This is a genomic window from Adonisia turfae CCMR0081 (assembly GCF_011009555.1).
Taxonomy (GTDB): Bacteria; Cyanobacteriota; Cyanobacteriia; order Phormidesmidales; family Phormidesmidaceae; genus Leptothoe; species Leptothoe turfae.
In genome coordinates, this window is sequence record NZ_QXHD01000004.1 from 1,409,253 (window position 1) to 1,430,821 (window position 21,569).

Here is a 21,569-nt window from a genome sequence, read left to right on the forward strand (position 1 = left end):
AGGTGATTCAGAACCGGGCCTCTGAACTTGCCGCCGTCTTAGTAGAACCCGTGCAAAGCCGTCGCCCCGGTTTACAACCACAAGACTTTCTGCAAGATCTACGTCGCATCACCCAGGACCATGGGGTGGCGCTCATCTTTGATGAGATTATTACGGGCTTTCGCATTCATCCCGGTGGAGCCCAAACCTGGTTTGGCGTGGAGGCCGACTTGGCCACCTATGGCAAAGTGTTGGGCGGCGGCATACCCATTGGTGTTGTTGCCGGTAAGGCCCAATACATGGATGGCATTGACGGTGGTCTCTGGCACTATGGCGATGACTCTTATCCGGGTGTGGAGCGTACTTTTTTTGCCGGAACATTTTGCAAACCCCCCCTGGCGATGGCCGCTGCTAAAGCTGTTCTGCTACACCTTCAGCAGCAGGGAGCAGACCTACAAAAACAGCTGAACCAGCGCACTGAGATATTTGCCCAGCGGCTAAATACGTTCTTTAGCCAGGCCGAAGTGCCGATCGAGATCGTGCAGTTTGGTTCGCTCTTTCGGTTTGCCTTTACCGGCAATTATGATTTGTTGTTTTATCACCTGATTGAGCAGGGAATTTATGTCTGGGAAGGACGTAACTGTTTTCTCTCCACCGCCCACACAGAGGCCGACATTGAACAAATCATCCAGGCGGTCCAAACAGCGGTGGCCCAAATGCAAAAGGGAGGCTTTCTGCCGGGAAAGTCATTGACGGCAGCTCAGGTACTGCCCTTGACCGAAAGCCAGCAAGAGATTTGGCTATTAACGCAGCTCAATCCTGATGCCTCCCTTGCCTATACAGAATGTGTCTGGTTAGAGTTGCGGGGGCCATTGCATGAGTCGGCGCTACGCCAGAGCCTGCAACAGCTGATTGACCGCCATGACGCGCTACGAACTGGAATTGTCTCCACCGGCACAACCCAGCAGGTAGTCCCCAGTCTGACATTCACCTTGCCGTTCATTGACTTGAGTGCCCTCAGCTCCGAGAAAAAGACTCTCGAAGTTCAGCATTGGCTACAGCGAGAACAACACCACGTTTTTGACCTCACCCAGCCGCCCCTACTGCGCATGCAGGCTCTGAAATTGGCGGAACAACACCATGGTTTGGTACTTACCGTCCATCACATTGTCGTAGATGGCTGGTCCACTCAGATTTTACTCGAAGAGCTGAGTCAGCTATATAACATGGCCGTTGGGGATAACATTCAACCACTGCCGTCCCCAGGTTCCTATCGAGACTATGTCCAGCGAGTCAGCCAGGCCGCCGATGCGGCCTACTGGCAACAGCAACCCCTGCCCCAATGGCAGCTATTGACCGACAGCGAGTCGATGGGGTCACCCGATTACCACAGCACCTCCCAATCATGGCAGCTATCTGCTGAGCGCTATCGACAGTTTCAAGTTTGGAGCCAGAAACACGGTTGCACTCCCTTTATGACATTGTTGGCGGCCTTTTGTTTACTGCTACATCGCTGGAGTCAAACAACAGAATTAGCGGTGGGTATTTCTGTGGCTGGCCAGGGACAACCCGGCTGGTCGCGGCTAGTGGCTCACTGTGTGAATGTGTTGCCAGTGTATAGCCAGCTTCGCCCGGAGCAATCACTGACCGATTATCTGCATACAATTCGGACGACATTGTTAGAGTGCTACGACCATACCGACTATTCTTTAAGCCAGTGGGCGCGCTGGGCAAAAAACAACCGAGCAGAAACATCGGCTAGATCCGCCGATCCGCTACAGCCAATTGTGCCCGCGTTCTTTAACCTAGACCCATCGTTAACCACTCCTGATTTTCAAGGATTGGCCGTAGAAGCAGTGCCCCCATCCCCAGTGTATGGACGGTGGAACCTGACTTGGCACCTGAGCGAGGCTGAAAACGGCCTTCATTTAACAACGGTCTACCGCAGTGCTCTGTTTGAAGACACAACTATCGCCGGTTGGATAGCGGCCTATGACAGGCTATTAAACCTGATGATGGAATCTCCGCAAGCAACGCTGGAAGAGATCCATCAGACGTTGGACGATTTTTTAACAACCCAGACTCAGCGCCTACAGACAACGCTCGTCCAGCAAAACCGTCTAAAACTGGAAGCCACACGCCGTTCTCAAGGGATCAAAAGGATGAATTGAGCCGGCTGAGCCCATAGATGGCCTAATACGTCTATGACAACAGAATCCTCTGAAGGCTAAAACAATTTCATTTTACTAGTCTCTGCCGTGGCTTGCATCGTGGCAGAGGCTATATTGTTTTCAAAAATGAAACTAAGTATCAATAGTGATTTAGCAATAGGCATACACTATGAAAGCTTTTGTATCTTGAATTTGCAGCCTTTTTATATAAATTTTCAACATATTAGCTTGATTTCAGTATAAAAAACTACTTTCGGCATGGCTGTATTTAATGAAAATGAATATCATTAAATAGAAGGTTTCATAAAAAGGGGCAGTACCCTCTGTCATAGTGAACATGCAGACAGCAACATTAACTCGATCTAAATCTTTAATTGGTACAGCTGTTCCAGCTAATACCTTTATCCTGCTTGAGGTGCCGCCACCGTGGGATAAGCCAGCCTTGTTGTCGTCAGGGGTGCCTGAGTCCTTAAGGAAGGTGGTTAGGTCGTTATTGGTTGCCAAGTCTGATGTGCGTGTGCACCTGATTGCTAATGAAGAGTCTGGGCAGCAACAGCGGCGGCGCATTTTAATTTTTCGGCGTGCTTGTTTGCCAACTGACAGTGGCCTCCAAACCGAACAGGTGAATACTTTAGTGAAAGACTATGGCTGTTGGGACATTCAAGTTGAATCACCTGATGATATGGCCATAGCCATTGATGATTTCTTTCAGCAGAAATGCCGACCCCTAAAGCTTTCATCACAGCGACACTTGATGGTATGTACCCATGCAAGCCACAATGAGTGCTGCGGTATGTATGGTTATCCATTTTATCGAGATGCGATCGCAACTGTTCAGCAACTTGGCCTGAGTGACGACGTTAAACTGTGGCAAGTTAGTCACATTGGTGGGCATCGATTTGCTCCTACACTCATTGATTTTCCCCAAGGACGTTATTACGGCAATCTGAATCAACAATCTCTGATGTGTCTGCTGAAACAATCAGGCAATATGGCACCCTTGTTATCCACCTATAGAGGTTGGAGCCTTCTACCTAAACCGCTTCAGCGTTTAGAAGCAGAGCTTTGGCGACATCATGGTTGGTCTTGGATGCAGAGCCAGGTATTTGGCCAGATTTTAAAACAATCGACAGCCTATGTATTGGCTGAGTTGACTGTTAAGTTGCCTGGTCAAAACCTGTTGCGCTACATAGCTGAAGTTCAAAATAATCAATTAAACTGTTATCCACTGGGTTCGTTGGTTGGGAGCGATATGCCCAGTTTCTCGATACGGCTTGAGTAATTGCCCCCACAACTAGGGGTACTTTCAACTGTTCTACCACCTGATGCTAGGAACTACCACTGGCAAGATAACTGCCCACGAGCTTTTGTCGAAAACAAAGTGCATAAGGCTGTATAGCTTGCTAAGCCTAGCTTATTAAGTGGCACGAGAGTTTTGCCTCCGGCTAAATCTGATCGAGAAATACTATATCGTCTGATAGTGAAGACCTATGGCGAACTTGAATGGATTCCACTACAACAATATAGTAGGTGTTTAGTGGGATAGTTATGACTATCTTCACACATATCAAAGCATCAACAGATACGGGGAAGTTGCTCACCACTGAGAAAGTCGAGAATCCGCTGGGATCCAACAGCATTTTTTATTGTGACCAATGCCCTTTGATCATCTACGACTTGTCCAATAATTTGAGCGTGTGAATGGTACTGTTGCAGGCATTTCCATACATCTGATGCCACACTTGCTGGTACAAAAGCAACAAAACGGCCTTCATTAGCGATATACAGTGGATCAAGTCCCAGAATTTCACATGCACCTTGGACCTGCTCTTCCACCGGAATCGCTATACTCTCTAGTTCAATGTTCACATGGGCAGCCAATGCAATTTCATTCAGGGCACTGGCTAACCCACCCCGAGTTAGATCCCGTAAACAGTGGATTGGCCAATGTTGCAGCAATTCAAGAACAGGTTTCACTAAGGGAGCGGAATCACTCTTTATGGTCGTTTCAAACGTCAGCCCTTCTCGGGCAGACAAAATAGCAATGCCATGACGGCCAACATCTCCACTGAGAATGATCACATCGCCTACTTGAACAGAAGAGGGACCGATCAAACCGTCGTGCTGAAGCACACCAATCCCAGATGTGTTGATAAATATCCCATCTCCCTTGCCCCGATCAACGACCTTGGTATCGCCGGTAACAATCTGTACGTGGGACTGTTGCATGGCTGCTTGGATTGACTGCACCACTTGCCACAGGGTTTCCATCGGCAGCCCCTCTTCTAGAATAAAACTAAGACTGAGATAGTGCGGTCTTGCGCCGGCCATAGCCAGATCATTGACCGTGCCATAAACAGCCAGGGAACCAATATCACCCCCTGGAAAAAACAGCGGGGTGACCACATAGGAATCGGTAGTAAATGCCAACCGGTTACCGGCCATGGTTAAACTAGCGGCATCATGCTGCCAGTCTGGGTCCGGCTGGAATGTAGCTAGCAACATAGTCTCAATGAGCTGGTGCATGAGACGTCCGCCGCCGCCATGGGCCAGAAGGACTTGAGGATATTGATGAATGGGAATGGGACAGGCAGCATGCATAACATTATCTGGGTTTAACTTGACGCCCTGCCTGGAGTTGCCCATTGAGGTGCAGGACAATGTGTTCTTCAGGCTGTAAACTGCCTGTTATCTCAGCGGCCATAGTACTGCACTGAAACACAAATCCCACTGACTGACGGCGAAACCATGTCAGGGCTTGCTCATTAAACTCCCACATGATAAACATTAGCTTAAAAATGTGAAGAAGTTGTGAGCAGACGCCCATCAGGCCATAATATAGAATTGTATTCTTCTCTTATCTTCCCTCTCTTCTACTAAAATCCACATACCACTCCATTCTTCCTCATGAGTTCCTCAAACTATTCTTTTACAGTGTAGTTGAGGACTTAGCTCAGCTGCCCAAGTTCTCTTCATCCCCTAGCCAGCCATAGGAAGAAGCAGTATGTGGACCATATTTTTTAGTGCCGCTGCAATTTTGCTCATAGCTATAAGAGTCTTTCTCACAGCCGATAAACAATTTGAAGTCATCTCTGCTGGGCTTACCGCCACGGCCTGTGTGATGATTTTGATTGGAGTTGCTCCTCCGGCACTTCAGATCGCCTTGCTAGTAGCTATTTTCCTGATTGAAAACTGGGTTTTGGATCACCAACCCAAAGCCAGTTAACTATCTACCGCAATACCCATTAGTTTCTTCGAGGAAATTATCGACTGACTTCATTGTGGATACGGTAACAAGCCCATCCATTACCCATGAGTTGACGAGGTGAGGATTAACGAATATTCACAATACCTATTGAAAATTATCGATTCCAGAACTTGTTGAGCATGCGATCGCATTCATCTCATTGAGCTAGCTACCCTGAGACTGGGGAATATCTCAAAAGTCTCAGGGTATTTTTTTTCAGGATGGAATTGTCATTACTGGACAAGACGCATGGTGCAAAACATAGTTGCTAATACTACCCAAGAACAATTCATCTAGTTTAGAACGATCAGGTTGCCGAATAACAATCAGATCAGCCTCCCAATTATCGGCCATATGACAAATAACATGACCAGTGTTACCGACATTTTGTGAAAACTCAGCCTTTACTCCAGCAGTTTGAGCCTTTTCTGCTAAAGCTTTGAGCATTGCCAACCCTTGATTTTCGACATCTTCCCACCGTTGTTGATAGCCCTGCATCAGCTCATCTGTAATGACTGGATACCGATACAAGGTTGGATTAGGAAGTGCTGGAGTACTCCTCATCTCAGGAGAGATCACATGGAGCAACATCAAACCTGCCTGATTTTGTTGCGCTAGAACAAGAGCCTGATCAAAAACACCTTGATCGGTCATAGTTGTCTGAATTGGTGCAAGTATCTTAGAAAACATAGAGCCTCGATCTAAGTGGATAATGTAGAGGGGAACATTACTATTTTTATCTATCTCTACAAAAATATCTTTAGTTGTTAATCCAAATTATTTTTTGTAATCAAGCAACGTGCTTGAAACAACAAAAGCTATCACTAAACCCCATTACCCCATCACTCATCCACCCATCGACAGCCCCAACCTGAGTCTTTTTTTGTGCAGTCCCCCAATACCATGCTCACAAGTTCCTCAAATAAAATCTTTATATTAAAGACATACGACAGATGCCACCAAACTTTTAGCTGCTGTAGCAGCTGTGTAGATACGATTGCTCAATGCTATGCCAGAACATTCCTCGCCACCTCGCTCAACTCCACCACAAAAGAATTCATCTGGATTCAAATCACCCCTAATTAATCTAGGATGGCTGGTGGTTGGGCTGTTGATCATGATGTTCACAGTTACCCGCATGCCACAACGATCTAAGGAAGTAGCCTACAGTGAGTTTCTCAACCAGGTTGAAAGTGGCCAGGTCGCTAAGGTACACATTAGTGAGCACCAGATTCAATACACTCTCAAAACATCGGCTGATCAAGAACCAGCAGACACTGAGACTGTATCGAAAACATCCGTGACCACCCCCTTACCCGATGATCCCGATCTCTCCCGTATTCTACGCAGGCATGGTGTTGAAATTACAGCCACAGCCGCCAATGAAAACAACTGGTTGGTCGGACTTTGGCTCCTTGGATTTCCCCTATTATTGTTATGGATATTATGGGGAGTCTTTGCCAATAGAATGCAAGAAGGGCCTGCTGCTCTCAATGTTGGTAAGAGTAAAGCTCGTATTTATGCCCAAGGTAGTACCCATGTCACATTTGATGATGTAGCTGGTGTAGATGAAGCGAAAGAAGAACTACAAGAAATTGTTGAGTTTTTAAAAGATGCCCAAAAATATACTCGGTTGGGAGCCAAAATCCCTAAGGGTGTTTTGCTAGTTGGCCCACCAGGAACTGGTAAAACCCTATTAGCCCGAGCCATTGCTGGCGAAGCAGAGGTGCCCTTTTTTAGCATTTCAGCCTCGGAATTTATTGAAATGTTTGTCGGTGTGGGGGCCTCTCGAGTAAGAGACCTGTTTGAACAAGCCAAAAAACAGGCTCCTTGCATTGTTTTTATCGACGAACTAGATGCACTAGGCAAATCACGTACCGCGAATAATCCCTTTTCTAGTAACGATGAACGGGAACAAACCCTGAACCAGCTTTTGGCAGAAATGGATGGATTCGAGCCAAATACAGGTGTGATTTTATTAGCGGCAACTAACCGTCCAGAGGTATTAGATCCGGCACTGCTTAGATCTGGCCGATTTGACCGACGTGTGGTGGTCGATCGCCCTGATCGTCAGGGTCGAGAAGCTATTTTGCAGGTCCATGCCAGAACAGTTCACCTATCGGATGATGTAAAACTAGCCAAACTAGCAGCCCGCACTCCTGGCTTTGCTGGGGCTGACCTGGCCAACTTAGTGAATGAAGCCGCACTCCTGGCCGCCAGGAAAAATCAAGAAGCGGTGATGATGGCTGACTTTAATGAAGCCATTGAACGGATGTTAACAGGGCTAGAAAAGAAATCACGGATCCTAAATGATTTAGAAAAACGGACCGTCGCCTATCATGAGGCAGGTCATGCCATCATTGGAACCTTAATGCCAGGCTCTGGTCATGTAGAAAAAATCTCCATTGTACCTAGAGGAGTCGCTGCATTAGGCTACACGCTTCAGTTACCAGAAGATGATCGGTTCTTGATGATGGAAGATGAGCTGCGGGGGCGACTCATGACGTTGTTGGGCGGGCGTGCCGCTGAAGAGTTGATCTTTGATAGAGTATCCACTGGTGCAAGTGATGACATTCAAAAAGCAACTGACCTGGCAGAACGCTGCATCACCCTCTATGGCATGAGTAAAACTCTCGGACCGGTAGCGATAGAGCGTAACCAGGCTCAGTTTTTAGATGGCTTTGCCCAACCTCGCCGTCCCATTAGCCCCCACCTGTCAGAAACCATTGATCAAGAGATCAAAGAACTCATTGACCAAGCGTATCAAATGGCCCTTGAAATTTTAGTTAGAAATCAAGGTGTTTTAGAAAGTATTGCCCAAAAACTGCTGCAAACAGAAACTCTAGAGGGCGATACATTAGAAACACTGTTATCAGAGCTTCGGCCATCAACAGCGCTGCAATCTTGGCTAAATCCAGGACATCAGAGGCTACAGGCAAATAACTTACGAGGAGATTGGCAGTATGAAACACCCTATTAGCTCAGATCATCACCATCCTAGCTTTACCCAAACTGTCACAAAGCTATTCGTTATTCTAGGACTCACCCTCTTGCTGATGCTCCTATGGTCTGCGCCTGTCGCCTTAGCAAAGGTGCAGTTTTTGAAAGAAGCCGATCAATGGGTTTATCATTCACAACAGTCACTCACGGATACAATCGGCAATCAGTGGGATGCAACAGTACTAAAACCCATGGAACAGGATAATGCAGGCGTTTATTTATGGTTAACAACTCAAGCAAACAGTGTTTATCTTGATGCTGGCCAGCCACTAGTCGTAGAGACCAATTTAGGGCAAAAATTGAGTGCCCCTAATCTTACCCAGCAACATTTTATGGGTACATTACCTGCCCCAAATGTCGGTCAATACGATATCCTTACATTGTTTGCATCTATTCAGGATGCAGAATCTCTACAGCTACAGTTACCTACAAAAACAGAGAGTCCAGTAAGGCTCTCGATTCCTGCTGATGTATTGGAGGAATGGTTAAATGTAGGAACATGCAAAGGCTTAATTTGTGGGCACCTGTAAAGCGGGCAGCTATCAGTATTTTATGACTGCGGGATGGCTTCCAATTCTGATTGTGTGTGCGAAGTTAATCCAGGGTGAAGAGCCTTAGGGGCAAGCCATCAAGTAGCATCAACTGATACCCTGGAACACCAACTAGAACATCCATGACAAAATGGATAATATTCAGAATGGTATACACCAGCGTCATACCAAGTTGAGAAACTTATGAGGCTGAACGGTAACGATAGTAAGCTGCACAGGCCCCTTCGGAAGAGACCATCGGAGCACCGAGGGGATGCTCTGGGCAGCACTTGGTCCCAAAGGCAGAGCACTCATGGGGCTTTTTGAAACCTTGTAGGATGAGACCGCTGATGCAGGTATTTTCAGAGGGAGAGGGGGAGAGGGGGAGAGGGGGGATGGTCAATCGGTCGGCAAACCGCAATTGAGCATCCAGGTAATCGTAAGATTTACGTAATCCCAAGCCACTTTGATCAAGACTGCCCAGACCGCGCCAAACCCGATAAACTACTTGAAACACCTGGTCCATGAGCTGTTGTGCAGGTTGATTACCCTGGATTTGAACAGACCGGGTATATTGATTCTCAACCTGCGCATTACCAGCTTCTAGCTGCTTTAGGCAGAGATAAATCCCCTGCAAAATATCGACGGGTTCAAAGCCAGTTACCACAATGGGGACGTGGTACTTTGCTGCAATCTCGTGATATGCCCCATAGCCTGTTACCGTACACACATGACCTGCTGCTAAAAACCCCTGTACCTGACAATCTGGTGATGACAAAATCGCCTCCATAGCCGGAGGAACGAGCACATGGGCTATCAACACTGAAAAATTCTCAACCTGTTGCTGATGCGCCTGGTAGACTGCCATGGCCGTTGCTGGAGCCGTAGTCTCAAAGCCAACGGCAAAAAACACCACCTGTCGGTCTGGATGCTTACGGGCTAGTGCTAACGCATCCATCGGGGAATATACCATGCGCACATCCCCACCCTGGGCCTTGACACTTAACAAATCTGTAGAGGTACCGGGGACCCGCAGCATATCACCGTAGGAGCAAAAGATAATCTCGGGCTGAGCAGCCAGTACCAAGGCCTGATCGATAATTGCCATGTCGGTCACACAGACAGGACAGCCAGGACCATGGATTAAGGTGATATCTGGTGGTAACAGCTGATCGAGACCGTATTTGACGATGGTGTGGGTTTGACCACCGCAAATCTCCATCAGGGTCCAGGGTTGGGTAATTAGAGATGCAATGGCATCCCCATAATCCTGTACTATCAAGCCATCTCGATACTCGTCAACATACTTCATCCAGAGACTATCCGATGACACGGGTCTAGAATATTAATCTTTTTAGTCACGGTTCCCACAAATATCAAAGAACCATATGAATCAGGGAGCCAGATGAATGGAGTGTGGCTGAGGTCGATAACTCTGGAGCGATTTAATATACTGAGCCCGCTCAAACGCACTGGGATCGGGGCAATTTATCTGGCTCATGCTACCTTTTAGCTGGCTAAGAGAAGCATACTCATGGTCCTGTAACCACTGACGTAAGGCCTGTTCAACGGTACTAAGGTGATCAATGCCATAACTTAACAACGCACTTACCATCATGGTCACATCGGCCCCTGCCATTAACAGTTTGATGGCATCCTGGGCATGGTGAATGCCGCCTGTTGCGGCAAAATCGATAGGCATAATACCATAGAGAATAGCGATCCATCGCAAGGGTAGACGTAAATCTTGTGAGGTACTCAGCAGAACATGGGGATACACTTCCAGGGTGTCGATATCAATGTCAGGTTGATAGAATCGATTGAATAGAACTAAACCATTTATCCCTGTATGGGAGAGACGATGGGCAAAATTAGCCAGGTTTGTAAAATATGGACTGAGTTTGACCGCAACCGGTAGATCAACACTGTGGGTCACCGAATGCACTATATCTAGATAGGTTTGTTCAACCTGAGAAGACGTTAAGCTTATATCTGTCGGCACAGCATAGAGATTGAGTTCTAAAGCATCGGCACCAGCAGACTCAATTTGTTTAGCATAGTTAGCCCAACCATCATTTGTCGTACCGTTCAAGCTGGCAATAATGGGAATATCCACTCGCTGTTTAGCCGCCTGAATATGCTCTAGATAAGCTTCAGCACTGACATGAAACAAAGGCCGCTGGGGAAAGTAGCTAAGCGCCTCTCCATAGCTTTCAGTTCCCTGGGTCAAATAGTAATCTAGTTCGAGGCGATCTCTATGTAACTGTTCTTCAAACAACGAATGAAGAACAATTGCCCCGGCACCCGCGTCTTCCATCTGGCGAAGATTATCCAGATTTTCGGTTAAGGGACCACAGGCACCGACGACCAGAGGAGAACGGAGGGAGAGACCAAGATAAGTGGTAGAAATATCCATAGTATTTATCATTGACTAGGTAACTGAGAAGATATTTTTTGCACATAGCTCAAGCCAGACGTGATCGCTGAAAAATTTAGATAGCAACAGCCATGTACGGCACAAACCATCGGTGTGTGATACTAAACGTTGAGGCCCCACAGCAAATACACAGGCTTAATTACACTGGGATCTTGACTGACCCATAGAGCCCACAGTAGAGCGATTACAGCCAACAGCCACCACTTCAAAGGTTTCCATCCCAAGGAGTTACGACTTACGTGAATGTCAGTCATGGTTTTTCTTCTCCTAACGCAGCTAAATACTGATATAGTTGCCACCGAGTTTGTACATCCTGTTGTGCCTGCTGCAACAGGTCTTTGGCTACCTGAGGCTGGCTATGCACCAACATCTTGAACCGATTTTCAGCATACATGGACTGTTCTAACGGTAGCTTCGGCGCACGACTATCTACGATTAGGGGCTTTTCGCCAGATAAACGACGGCGAGGATCGTAGCGGTAGAGCAGCCAGCGACCGGAATCAACAACGGCTTTTTGATGGCTCATGGCAGCGGACATATTAATTCCGTGGGCAATGCAGTGGGCATAGGCAATGATCATAGACGGCCCATCATAGGATTCGGCCTCCAGGAAGGCTTTAAGGGTATGTTCATCACGCGCGCCCATGGCTACACTAGCGACATAAGCATTACCGTAGGTCATAGCCATTAGACCCAGGTCTTTCTTAGGTGTTGTTTTACCACCTGCTGCAAACTTGGCAACAGCGCCTCTAGGGGTAGCTTTAGATTGTTGTCCACCAGTGTTGGAATAGACTTCTGTGTCGAGAACAAGGATATTGACGTTGCGATCGCAACTCAACACATGATCCAACCCACCATAGCCAATATCATAGGCCCAGCCATCCCCCCCTACAATCCAGACACTCTTTTTCACCAGATAGTCTGTCAGGGGCAACAACCGTTGAATTTTATCCTTCAGCTCTATCGAAATCTCCTGTACTATCAATTTCTCCAACAAGCCTTTAAGCTGAGCTACACGCTCTCGTTGCTCGACAATATCAGCCTCATCTGTTTGCTGGGCTTGCAGAATTTGTTTGGCCAATTGCTCCAGATGAGAAAAGCCAACTTCCACAACCATCTCTGCATCGACCTGCTGTAATAGTTCAGCTGCGTAGGTAGTCTGTTTATCAATGGACACCCGGAATCCTAAGCCAAATTCAGCATTGTCTTCAAACAATGAATTTGACCAAGCTGGCCCCCGTCCATCTGCATTATGGCTCCAGGGAGTAGTGGGCAGATTGCCTCCATAAATAGAGGAACAGCCAGTGGCATTGGCCACCAGTAAGCGGTCGCCAAAGAGCTGAGTTAACAACTTCAGATAGGGTGTTTCACCACAACCCGCACAGGCTCCAGAAAACTCAAACAAGGGCTGCTGCATTTGCTGCTGACTGATCTTGTGCAGATTCAGCTGCTGCCGATCCGGGTTCGGTAGATTCTTAAAGAACTCCCAGTTAGGTTTCTCCTGCTGCCGTAGATCAACAATATTTCGACCATTTCCATTGACTGATGCTTCTTGGTAGACGGGGGTCATATTGATCGCTTTAAGTCGAGGAATTGACTTATTTTTAGCCGGGCACACATCGACACAGATACCGCACCCCGTACAGTCTTCCGCCGCCACCTGGAGGATAAATTCTTGCCCCGACCACTCGCGAGCGGTGGCATGCTTAAAGGTTTTCGGGACTCCATCCCATGCCTCTGGTTTATAAACCTTGCTACGGATGACGCCATGGGGACAAGCCATCACACATTTGCCACACTGGACACAGATATCTGGATCCCAGACAGGAATTGTCTGGGCAATATTGCGTTTCTCCCATTGAGCAGTGCCCGTTGGATAGGTACCATCACAGGGTAAGGCACTGACAGGAAGGGTATCTCCCTGGCGTTGCATCATTTTACCGAGAACGTTTTTTACAAAGGCAGGTGCTGCCTCTGCCACAGAAGACTTTAAAGGAGGAATCTTGCCAACTTGTATTTCTGCTGGTAAAGGAATCTTATACAAATATTGCAGCGTTTGATCCACGGCCTCCAGGTTCATCAATACGACTTTTTCACCTTTTTTGCCATAGGTTTTCGCAATAGAGGTCCGAATAGCATCCAGTGCCTCTGGGGTTGGCAAAATCTTAGATAGGGCAAAGAAGCAGGTTTGCATCACCGTATTGATCCGGCCTCCCAACCCAACGGATCGAGCGACTTCATAGGCATTAATGACATAGACCTCAAGGTGTTTTTGAAGAATCTGGGTCTGAATCCGTTCGGGTAGCTTATCCCACACCTGATCTAGGACATACGGCGAATTTAACAACAACGTAGCCCCTGACATAGCAGGCCCTAAAATATCCAGCTGATCTAAGAGCATCCATTGGTGACAGGCAATAAAATTAGCCTGGTTAATTAGATAAGGGGCATGGATAGCATCAGGACCGAAGCGCAGGTGAGAGATGGTGACCGAACCCGACTTTTTCGAATCGTAGACAAAGTAGCCTTGGGCATGATGATCAGTGGTCTCACCAATAATCTTGATAGTATTTTTATTAGCACCCACCGTCCCATCTGAACCTAGACCGTAGAAAACTGCACGGATAGTCTGCTCTGGCTCGATGGAAAATGTGGCATCATAGGCCCAACTGGTATGGGTCACATCATCGTCAATGCCGATGGTAAAGTGATTTTGGGGCTCTTTCTGACTATGTTGAAACCCATCCAGTAAAAGATGATCAAAAACAGCTTTGACCATTGCTGGGGTAAATTCTTTTGACGAGAGTCCATACCGTCCCCCCACAATCATCGGCAACTGATGGTCTACTGTGGTGAAATGTGATTCTATCAGGGCTGAGAGAACGTCTAAATAGAGAGGTTCACCCGCTCCCCCTGGCTCCTTAGTGCGATCTAAGACAGCAATCGCCTTGACGGTTTTGGGAAGAACTGCCGCAAATCGTTGGACATCAAAGGGACGATAGAGTCGGACTTTAACCACACCGACATTTTCTCCCATCTCATTAAGGGCGTCCACAGTCGCCTGAGCTGTTTCACAGCCAGATCCCATTAACACCATCACTCTTTCTGCATTAGGATCACCATAATATTGGAATGGCTGATACTGTCGCCCCGTGAGTTGGGCAAATCTATCCATTGCCTGTTCGACAATATCCACACAGCCAGGATAGTAAAGGTTTACGGCTTCCCGTGCCTGGAAGAACACATCAGGATTCTGGGCCGTACCTCGCATCACCGGATGGTCAGGACTCAGAGCCCGTTGACGGTGTTGAGTAATTGGCTCATTATCGATCAGAGAACGTAAACTCTCCTGGGAAAGAAGATCTATCTTTTGAATCTCGTGGGAGGTGCGAAACCCATCAAAAAAGTGGATAAAGGGAATACGACTGGCGAAGGAGGCCATTGTTGCGATCGCAGCCATATCCTGTGCCTCTTGCACCGACGCAGAACACAGCATGCCAAACCCAGTACTGCGAGCCGCCATCACATCACTATGGTCCCCAAAAATGGACAGGGCCTGAGCCGCTACCGACCGCGCTGCGACATGAATAACACAGGGCGTCAGTTCACCCGCAATCTTGTAGAGATTTGGCAGCATTAACAGCAATCCCTGGGAAGCCGTAAACGTAGTTGTTAACGCCCCTGTCTGCAATGAACCATGCACCGCCCCTGCTACACCGCCTTCACTTTGCATTTCCACAATGGCAGGCACCGTTCCCCAAAGATTAGGCTTGTTGCTAGCTGCCCAGACATCCGCCCATTCACCCATAGGTGATGCCGGGGTGATTGGGTAAATTGCAATCACTTCATTGAGGGCATAGGCCACCCGTGCGACGGCTTCGTTGCCATCTAAGGTGGCAAACCGAGGTTGAACAGGTACAGAGGTTTGCATCATGGTTTCTCAACGCTGTGTTGGCGGCCTCACCAGGACATGAATACCGTATCTACAGTATTTAGATTAAGAAAATAGTTTGAGGAACTTGTGAAGACCAATCATTTTTATTTTTCGGTAAAAATTATGCCACAAGCGTCATCCCATTGGGCTCAATTGTTATCGTAAGTGTCAATCAAACCAGACACTTTGGGGCCATCAACAGATGGAGAAAGCAAACATTGAGACAGTTAAGCGAGAGTTTGCTAAGGCAGGCAAAACTGTATAGTCATCTGCATTAGGCGCTTACGCTGACATAATTACCCCATTTCCCGTTACGGGCTGGTGACGGTGACCATTATTTGCCGAGTCTAGAGAGTTGGAGATCAGGGCATGTTGGAGGATTTGTTGGATGCGATCGCACCCAACAAACTCCATCTCCTGCTTAACATGGTCTGGCACATCCATCAGATCTTTTTCATTTTGCCGTGGCAACAGTACTCGACGAATACCCACCCGGTGGGCCGCCAATACCTTCTCTCGAATACCGCCAACGGGTAGCACATCACCACTTAGATCAATCTCCCCAGTCATGGCCATATCCGTACGAACCGGTTGATTTAGCAGTAGCGAGGCAATTGCCGTCAGCATCGTTACCCCTGCAGAGGGACCATCTTTGGGAATCGCCCCTGCCGGCACATGTAAATGTAATCCATTACTCTTTAGCTGAGATAGCTCAATGCCCAACTCCTTCGCATGGGCCCAAATATAGGAGCGAGCGATCTGCACAGACTCTTCCATCACATCGCCTAACTGTCCGGTTAAGGTGACTTCCCTCAGCTCAGGCAATAACACCGCCTCGACAAAAAGGACATCACCGCCCGCCAGGGTCCAGGCCAACCCTGTTGCCACCCCTGGCTGCGGTCGTTGTCGTCGATTATCCCGTAGATAGCGCGGCGGACCTAATAAGGTCTCCAACTGTTCAGGGTGGATATTGACAGACGTAGCTGCTCCAGTCGCATACTTCACTGCTATTTTGCGACAAAGGCTGCCCAGTTGCTGCTCCAGACGACGAACACCGGCTTCGCGGGTGTAGTCGTCGATGATCTGGCGTAGGGCTACCTCCGGTAAAATAATCGCATCTTTGGGCAACCCAGCTTTTTCTAGCTGTCGTGGTAGTAAGTAGGTTTGTGCAATCGCCAGCTTATCGCGATCGGAATAACCTGAGAGCTCTACAAGCTCCAACCGATCTAGCAAGGGTGGAGACACCTTTGAGAGATCGTTGGCCGTGGCAATAAAAATCACCTGGGACAGATCAAAGTCCACATCCAAGTACAAGTCATGGAAGCAATAGTTTTGCTGTGGATCCAAAATTTCCAACAATACCGACGCCGGATCGCCCCGGTAATCCATACCCACCTTATCCAGCTCATCTAGCATAATCACCGGGTTCTTCACACCAGCCCGATGGATTGCCTGAATAATCCGTCCCGGCATCGCCCCGATATAGGTACGACGGTGCCCCCGCAATTCTGCCTCATCTCGTAGACCACCTAGACTAATACGTTCAAAAGGACGCCCCAATGCCCGAGCAATTGATCGTCCCAGGCTAGTTTTACCCACACCTGGCGGCCCAACAAAACAAACAACCGTACCAACAGCGTAACGCTCCGCCTGCTCTCTCATCGACCCATCAGTATCAGAGGGCTGCTGCCGATGTTTGAGTTTGAAGGTGGCTAAATGCTCAATAATTCGTTCTTTTACCTTCTCTAGACCATAATGGTCTGCATCTAGAACAGTATGAGCATTTTGCAAATCTAAATTATCTTCGACGGTCTTCTGCCAGGGCATTTCTAGCAACCAATCCAGATAGGTGCGAATAACCCCACCCTCCGCAGAACTACTACCGATCCGTTCGAGGCGCGCCAGCTCTCGCTTGATTTGTTTTTCAGCCACTGCTGGTAAGGCTATCGCGTCAAGAGTTTTACGTAGTTCAGCAATTTCTTCCTGATCGGGGTTACCCTGTCCCAACTCCTCTTGAATTTTCTTTAATTGCTGCCGCAGGAAAAACTCTCGCTGCTGCTCATCAATTTCCTTTTTGGTTTCCCCCAAAATTTGACTACGGAGCCGTTGTTCCTCGACATGTTTTTGTAAGTTACCTAACACCTGCCTTAATAGCGTCTCTAAGTCATTTTCAGCCAATGCTGACTGGGTTTCAGCCACATCTTGCTGCATTAGGATAACTGATTGATAAGCAATTTGGGCCGCATCGTCATTACGGCTCAAAACAGCTAACAATTCGTCAGGAAAATTAGGATTAAGAGATGCGGCCTCTTCCCAAAGAGACTTGATGGCATCAACTAAGGCATTGATCTTTGTAACCTCTCCCCCATCGGCTACAGCAGCTTCTACGGTCAACGCAGGTAGCCTGCAAAACTCTACTTCAAATCCTTGCTTGGTTACGTGTAATTTCTCTAGCTGTATACGCTCTAACCCCTCAATCAGCAACTGAATAGGACCAATGGGCAGCCGTGCCATTCGCCGCACCACACCGAGGGTAGCAACAGAATATAGATCCGATATTTTTTTTGCTTCTGCCTCTGCATCACGAGCCTTAGCTAATCTCTCTAGACACTCTGGACGCATCGCTGCAATCACCATCTGCTTGCTCTCTGTAGCTACCGCTGTTTCTACAGAGGCAATAGAATGGGGGCGTCCTGCCACTATTGGCAGAGTAATACTGGGCAATAGCACAGTATCCCGCACTGGCAGTAGAAAACCAGATTCGAATTGAGTCAATTTTTGAGCGGAATGGGGTAGCCACAGCATGGTTATTATCTCCCCCTATTGTGATGGATAATTGCTCGACAACATAGAAACTTTTTTTCGTTTGGGAGCAACTGTTTTTTGTTATCAGGTGTTATAGAATCAATCTCTATCAGCTCTGCCAATGGAGATTGTAATTGCCTTTGGTCCATCTCTAGTATAAAGCGAATGGGATGACGATCTTGTGAGTTAAACCGTACTTACCAACCACTGATTGTGGTGAGATATGTAACGGTTTATTGCATTTACCAACTGATCAGGATATTGAGAACCAACCCTCTCCAACCTAGGCTGCTAAACCGCTGAACGTCTTGATAGTTCATGAGATGACTCCTTCACAATCGCCTTGTCTAGTTCCCAAAAGAGGAGTTCTCTAATTACATCGCTCACCGGTATAGGCAGATGGTCAACCATCAACTCTACCCTGAATAATAGAGATACAGCTCACCAGGCAGTACAAGGTCAAGAAAATCACCGTATAGGATAATATCCCCAAAGATAAGCAACCACCTTTGCCAAAATCTGTAGCCAATCATGGCCTCCCCTCAGAAACTCACCCTCCTATAGATAGAATCTCATCTTAAGCGTAGGTAATGAAAATCAGGAATTCATGAGTATATCCTGCCGGTTTCCCATATTCGCCACCTCATAAAGTTCTCACGTTTCATGTCTACCCTATAGACGTACTTAGTGACAGAAAGTCAATTCGTATCAGATAACCCCAGTGGCCCTGCTCAAGCCAGCAGCAATAGAAGAGAAGGAATTACCATAATGACCCAAATACCCAGTGTACAAATTTTTAAAAATATTCCTGAAGAAATAAGCGGCGTAAGCCTCAGACGAGATCCATCAACAGGAACCCATATTGCAGTGATACGATTTAAAACTTTAGCGTCTATAGAACATTTCTTGAGCTTTAGAAAAAGTTCAAGAAATGCGTTACACCTGATCGACACTGAGGGCGAAATCTTAATAATGCCCTCTGGTGTCAAGATGTTCTATGGAGACATAGATGGAGAAGAGCTCACAGGCGTTGAATGCAAACTTGAGATCGATCGAGACGATCATTGGGAACGGTTCATGCGATTTATGCATCGCTATGCAGAAGCCAATGGGTTAGCCTATGGAGAATCTGAATCAACCTAGATATCGCGTAGACAATTAGATAGATTGAAATCCCATCATTCGATAAGTTTCGATAAGTTTTGCGTCCTGCTCTCCGCACCACAGCTAAGCATATGTTCTACAGTAAGTAATATGCATGCCAGGGGGCAACTGCCCATGGTCAGCCCACGAAACAACATCATATTGCTGAGATAGAATATGATGCACGACGCTAATGCGGAGAGCAACCAAGCCAAACTCTGCCACCATAGGACGCAACATCAATGGCTGTGGTGGAAACAGCAGTCTCGGTATCACTACAATCAACAAACCCAGCAGCAATGCTAGATCTATCAGGGGTTCTCGTGGCTGCCCATGGGGTCTCACCAGCACTCTCGTCTTGACGTGAGGCTCGTGGTGAGGCCTATGGCCAAATCGCAGGTCCCACAAGTACCTGTGAGGGCCTACCAGGACTTTCGTCTTAAAGTGGGGGGCATTATCTTTTCCGATAGAGTAGTGTCATCTTTCCTGAGAATCTTAATCAAAAGAACAATGTCTAGGTCTGAGTTACCTCATTGGTACCTCACTGGTACATCTAAAGTACAAAGAAATTATGGGGAACCTATGAGTCCCTGTAAGATAGGGCGACTCCCATGACAGAACCCGCAACTGATATGATCATCATTGGGGCTGGCATTGCCGGATTAGCAGCTAGTTGCTACGCCCAGATGACTGGTTATCGCACCCAACTCTTTGAGCTACACAACCAGTCTGGCGGTTTCTGTAATTGTTTATAGCGCCCTATCGGCTAGAAAATCATTTAGTTGCTCTTATTTCACACTGCCATTAAGCTGAGCAGTCTTTCAAGTCTCCCCGTTGGGTCACCGCCATCCAAACCCTACAAGATGATTCACCTTGCATCAAAGCTCAGTCCTATTTTGCTTGATCATTCACATCTGCTGATTCTTGTCGTTCAATAACAATCGTCAGGTGAGCTACCATAGCACCAATGATTCCCACAGCTGCAATCACAGGAAAAAAGGCAGCACTAATAACACCACCAAGGACTCCCACAGTCATGGGAATCTCAATCAGAGTATAACCTTCTTCATTTTTGATAATAATGCGGCGAATATTACCTTGGTGAATCAGTTCTTTCACCTTGGCAACAAGGGCATCACCAGAAATTTTAAGCTCTTCTACAACCACCCTCTCGGCAGACTTGCCTTCTGACTCAGTAACAGTGCCCCCTTCAGAATTGGAAACATCAGATGCCGAAACATCCAACGTTTGAGTCACTTTTCCAGGATGAGTATTCATAACAAAGTCTTTTGACAGCTTACATTTATAAGCTAAACAAGATTTATGAGGAAGTTGTGAAGAACCTCAAGTCAATCAACCTGAGGTCAAGTAATCTGAATAATGCATATAAAACAGGGATTCACCCAAACAGAAATTTTTATCCAAAAGGTGTTTATTTTTCTTAAAGATTGAAAAACAAACACCTCAAAGTCTTATGATGTAGTTAAATCAGCTTCAAAGGGCTAAAAAGACAAAGGAGGGTATCTCCCCAAAAAGGGATAACTGGAAAAGGATATCTCTAAGCAAAACGGTTTTACTCTTCTGCTTCTTCTTGTAAATCAAAGCTGACCGTAGCCTGTAAGGAGACCAATCCTATATGCGATGGGTTATTCAAGGTAAAGATCTTAAAGTCACAGATGCCATAAATGACTATGTCCGTCAAAAAATTGGTAAAGCACTAGCACGTCATGAAGATATTGCAACCAAAGTTGACGTTAAGCTATCCGCCCCTCTTCAAATCAAAAAGCCATCCCAACAACGTGCTGAGGTGACGGTACATGCAAGTGGCACAGTTATTAGAGCTGCTGAAAAACATGAAAACCTCTATGCCAGCATTGACTTAGTAACCGATAAGCTGATTCGTCAACTACAGAAATATAAAACCAAAAAACAACGTCGAGCCCAGCCTCGGGAATCCCTTAGCAATGATCTAAATCAGTCACTTGAAACAACTGCTTTGGAATCGTCAGATCGCTCTCCAGAACTACCGCCTAAAGTAGTGCGCAACAAGTTTTTTATGATGCCTCCTATATCTGTCGAAGAGGCTCTGGATAATCTCCAACTCGTGGATCATGATTTCTATATGTTTCGCAATGCCCAGACTGATGAAATCAATGTTATCTATGAGCGGAACCATGGCGGCTATGGCGTCATTCAACCGCGCGAGCAGTCTGATAGTTAGCGAAGTGATATAGGTTGGGGCATAGGCGTTTTTATCGTTAACGCCTATGCCCATAAGTTTATACCTCATGGGAAAGACCAACAATATCATCAGACGATAGAG

The 21,569-nt window shown here is 47.0% G+C and carries 17 protein-coding genes; 8 read left to right on the forward strand and 9 right to left on the reverse strand.

All coding sequences use genetic code 11. The features are described 5' to 3' along the window. Together DXZ20_RS10125 and DXZ20_RS10130 are read left to right on the forward strand one after the other, a co-directional pair. The coding region (locus DXZ20_RS10125; RefSeq protein WP_250565705.1) for an aminotransferase class III-fold pyridoxal phosphate-dependent enzyme at positions 1–2,150 on the forward strand (2,150 nt) is incomplete at its 5' end. Between the two features lie 337 nt (positions 2,151–2,487). Further along, a complete protein-coding gene (locus DXZ20_RS10130) occupies positions 2,488–3,432 on the forward strand; it encodes a ferredoxin family protein (protein ID WP_163697949.1) in 945 nt (314 codons plus the stop codon). 293 nt (positions 3,433–3,725) lie between these two features. Here the strand turns inward: DXZ20_RS10130 and hypE are convergent, their stop codons facing one another. Both hypE and DXZ20_RS10140 read right to left on the reverse strand, forming a co-directional pair. Next, the gene (hypE, locus tag DXZ20_RS10135) at positions 3,726–4,751 is read right to left on the reverse strand and encodes a hydrogenase expression/formation protein HypE (protein WP_163697951.1); all 1,026 of its coding nucleotides are present in this window, start codon (positions 4,749–4,751) and stop codon (positions 3,726–3,728) included. Between the two features lie 4 nt (positions 4,752–4,755). Next, the gene (locus DXZ20_RS10140) at positions 4,756–4,929 is read right to left on the reverse strand and encodes a hypothetical protein (RefSeq protein WP_250565706.1); all 174 of its coding nucleotides are present in this window, start codon (positions 4,927–4,929) and stop codon (positions 4,756–4,758) included. A gap of 225 nt (positions 4,930–5,154) precedes the next feature. Between DXZ20_RS10140 and DXZ20_RS10145 the strand changes: the two genes are divergently transcribed. After that, positions 5,155–5,376 (forward strand): hypothetical protein, encoded by a 222-nt coding sequence (locus DXZ20_RS10145; RefSeq protein ID WP_163670507.1) that lies wholly within the window; start codon positions 5,155–5,157, stop codon positions 5,374–5,376. 237 nt (positions 5,377–5,613) lie between these two features. On the opposite strand, the gene DXZ20_RS10150 is transcribed toward DXZ20_RS10145, so the two are convergent. Next, complete coding sequence (locus tag DXZ20_RS10150) at positions 5,614–6,087, reverse strand: universal stress protein (RefSeq protein WP_284681669.1); 474 nt, start codon at positions 6,085–6,087, stop codon at positions 5,614–5,616. A gap of 319 nt (positions 6,088–6,406) precedes the next feature. Between DXZ20_RS10150 and ftsH the strand changes: the two genes are divergently transcribed. Together ftsH and DXZ20_RS10160 are read left to right on the forward strand one after the other, a co-directional pair. Then, entirely contained in the window at positions 6,407–8,377 is a 1,971-nt protein-coding gene (gene ftsH, locus DXZ20_RS10155) for an ATP-dependent zinc metalloprotease FtsH (RefSeq protein WP_163697953.1), read from the forward strand. Then, positions 8,361–8,927, forward strand: a complete 567-nt coding sequence (locus DXZ20_RS10160; protein WP_163697955.1) for a DUF3122 domain-containing protein — start codon at positions 8,361–8,363, stop codon at positions 8,925–8,927. Before ftsH ends, DXZ20_RS10160 begins: the two co-directional genes overlap by 17 nt. A 202-nt stretch (positions 8,928–9,129) precedes the next feature. On the opposite strand, the gene hypD is transcribed toward DXZ20_RS10160, so the two are convergent. The 5 genes from hypD to lon all read right to left on the reverse strand — a co-directional run bounded on the left by hypD (position 9,130) and on the right by lon (position 18,103). Continuing rightward, positions 9,130–10,239 carry a hydrogenase formation protein HypD gene (gene hypD, locus DXZ20_RS10165; protein WP_163703458.1) on the reverse strand — a complete coding sequence of 370 codons (1,110 nt, stop codon included), beginning with the start codon at positions 10,237–10,239 and terminating at the stop codon, positions 9,130–9,132. Between the two features lie 81 nt (positions 10,240–10,320). After that, entirely contained in the window at positions 10,321–11,343 is a 1,023-nt protein-coding gene (locus tag DXZ20_RS10170; protein WP_163697958.1) for a dihydroorotate dehydrogenase-like protein, read from the reverse strand. Positions 11,344–11,465: 122 nt separating this feature from the next. Beyond that, positions 11,466–11,618, reverse strand: coding sequence for a hypothetical protein (locus DXZ20_RS10175; protein ID WP_163670497.1), 153 nt, complete (start codon positions 11,616–11,618; stop codon positions 11,466–11,468). After that, positions 11,615–15,295, reverse strand: coding sequence for a pyruvate:ferredoxin (flavodoxin) oxidoreductase (nifJ, locus tag DXZ20_RS10180; RefSeq protein ID WP_163703459.1), 3,681 nt, complete (start codon positions 15,293–15,295; stop codon positions 11,615–11,617). The genes DXZ20_RS10175 and nifJ overlap by 4 nt, the downstream gene beginning before the upstream one ends. 285 nt (positions 15,296–15,580) lie before the next feature. After that, positions 15,581–18,103, reverse strand: coding sequence for an endopeptidase La (gene lon, locus DXZ20_RS10185; protein ID WP_163697959.1), 2,523 nt, complete (start codon positions 18,101–18,103; stop codon positions 15,581–15,583). A gap of 768 nt (positions 18,104–18,871) precedes the next feature. Here lon and psb28 point away from each other — a divergent pair. Together psb28 and DXZ20_RS10195 are read left to right on the forward strand one after the other, a co-directional pair. After that, positions 18,872–19,246, forward strand: a complete 375-nt coding sequence (psb28, locus tag DXZ20_RS10190) for a photosystem II reaction center protein Psb28 (RefSeq protein WP_163670493.1) — start codon at positions 18,872–18,874, stop codon at positions 19,244–19,246. A gap of 611 nt (positions 19,247–19,857) precedes the next feature. Further along, on the forward strand, positions 19,858–20,001 hold the full coding sequence (locus DXZ20_RS10195; protein WP_431732039.1) for an NAD(P)-binding protein: 144 nt from the start codon (positions 19,858–19,860) through the stop codon (positions 19,999–20,001). A gap of 136 nt (positions 20,002–20,137) precedes the next feature. Here DXZ20_RS10195 and DXZ20_RS10200 read toward each other — a convergent pair whose 3' ends face one another. Then, positions 20,138–20,524, reverse strand: coding sequence for a DUF4342 domain-containing protein (locus tag DXZ20_RS10200; RefSeq protein ID WP_163697961.1), 387 nt, complete (start codon positions 20,522–20,524; stop codon positions 20,138–20,140). A 358-nt stretch (positions 20,525–20,882) separates the two neighbouring features. On the opposite strand from DXZ20_RS10200, the gene hpf reads away from it, so the two are divergent. After that, the gene (hpf, locus tag DXZ20_RS10205; RefSeq protein WP_163670489.1) at positions 20,883–21,467 is read left to right on the forward strand and encodes a ribosome hibernation-promoting factor, HPF/YfiA family; all 585 of its coding nucleotides are present in this window, start codon (positions 20,883–20,885) and stop codon (positions 21,465–21,467) included. Positions 21,468–21,569: the final 102 nt, after the last annotated feature.

What these genes read in the sequence shown, in the direction of transcription:
- DXZ20_RS10130 (WP_163697949.1), top strand. Translation starts at nt 2,488, where the DNA reads ATGCAGACAGCAACATTAACTCGATCTAAATCTTTAATTGGTACAGCT.
- hypE (WP_163697951.1), bottom strand. Translation starts at nt 4,751, where the DNA reads ATGCATGCTGCCTGTCCCATTCCCATTCATCAATATCCTCAAGTCCTT.
- DXZ20_RS10140 (WP_250565706.1), bottom strand. Translation starts at nt 4,929, where the DNA reads ATGTGGGAGTTTAATGAGCAAGCCCTGACATGGTTTCGCCGTCAGTCA.
- DXZ20_RS10145 (WP_163670507.1), top strand. Translation starts at nt 5,155, where the DNA reads ATGTGGACCATATTTTTTAGTGCCGCTGCAATTTTGCTCATAGCTATA.
- DXZ20_RS10150 (WP_284681669.1), bottom strand. Translation starts at nt 6,087, where the DNA reads ATGTTTTCTAAGATACTTGCACCAATTCAGACAACTATGACCGATCAA.
- ftsH (WP_163697953.1), top strand. Translation starts at nt 6,407, where the DNA reads ATGCCAGAACATTCCTCGCCACCTCGCTCAACTCCACCACAAAAGAAT.
- DXZ20_RS10160 (WP_163697955.1), top strand. Translation starts at nt 8,361, where the DNA reads ATGAAACACCCTATTAGCTCAGATCATCACCATCCTAGCTTTACCCAA.
- hypD (WP_163703458.1), bottom strand. Translation starts at nt 10,239, where the DNA reads ATGAAGTATGTTGACGAGTATCGAGATGGCTTGATAGTACAGGATTAT.
- DXZ20_RS10170 (WP_163697958.1), bottom strand. Translation starts at nt 11,343, where the DNA reads ATGGATATTTCTACCACTTATCTTGGTCTCTCCCTCCGTTCTCCTCTG.
- DXZ20_RS10175 (WP_163670497.1), bottom strand. Translation starts at nt 11,618, where the DNA reads ATGACTGACATTCACGTAAGTCGTAACTCCTTGGGATGGAAACCTTTG.
- nifJ (WP_163703459.1), bottom strand. Translation starts at nt 15,295, where the DNA reads ATGCAAACCTCTGTACCTGTTCAACCTCGGTTTGCCACCTTAGATGGC.
- lon (WP_163697959.1), bottom strand. Translation starts at nt 18,103, where the DNA reads ATGCTGTGGCTACCCCATTCCGCTCAAAAATTGACTCAATTCGAATCT.
- psb28 (WP_163670493.1), top strand. Translation starts at nt 18,872, where the DNA reads ATGACCCAAATACCCAGTGTACAAATTTTTAAAAATATTCCTGAAGAA.
- DXZ20_RS10195 (WP_431732039.1), top strand. Translation starts at nt 19,858, where the DNA reads ATGACAGAACCCGCAACTGATATGATCATCATTGGGGCTGGCATTGCC.
- DXZ20_RS10200 (WP_163697961.1), bottom strand. Translation starts at nt 20,524, where the DNA reads ATGAATACTCATCCTGGAAAAGTGACTCAAACGTTGGATGTTTCGGCA.
- hpf (WP_163670489.1), top strand. Translation starts at nt 20,883, where the DNA reads ATGCGATGGGTTATTCAAGGTAAAGATCTTAAAGTCACAGATGCCATA.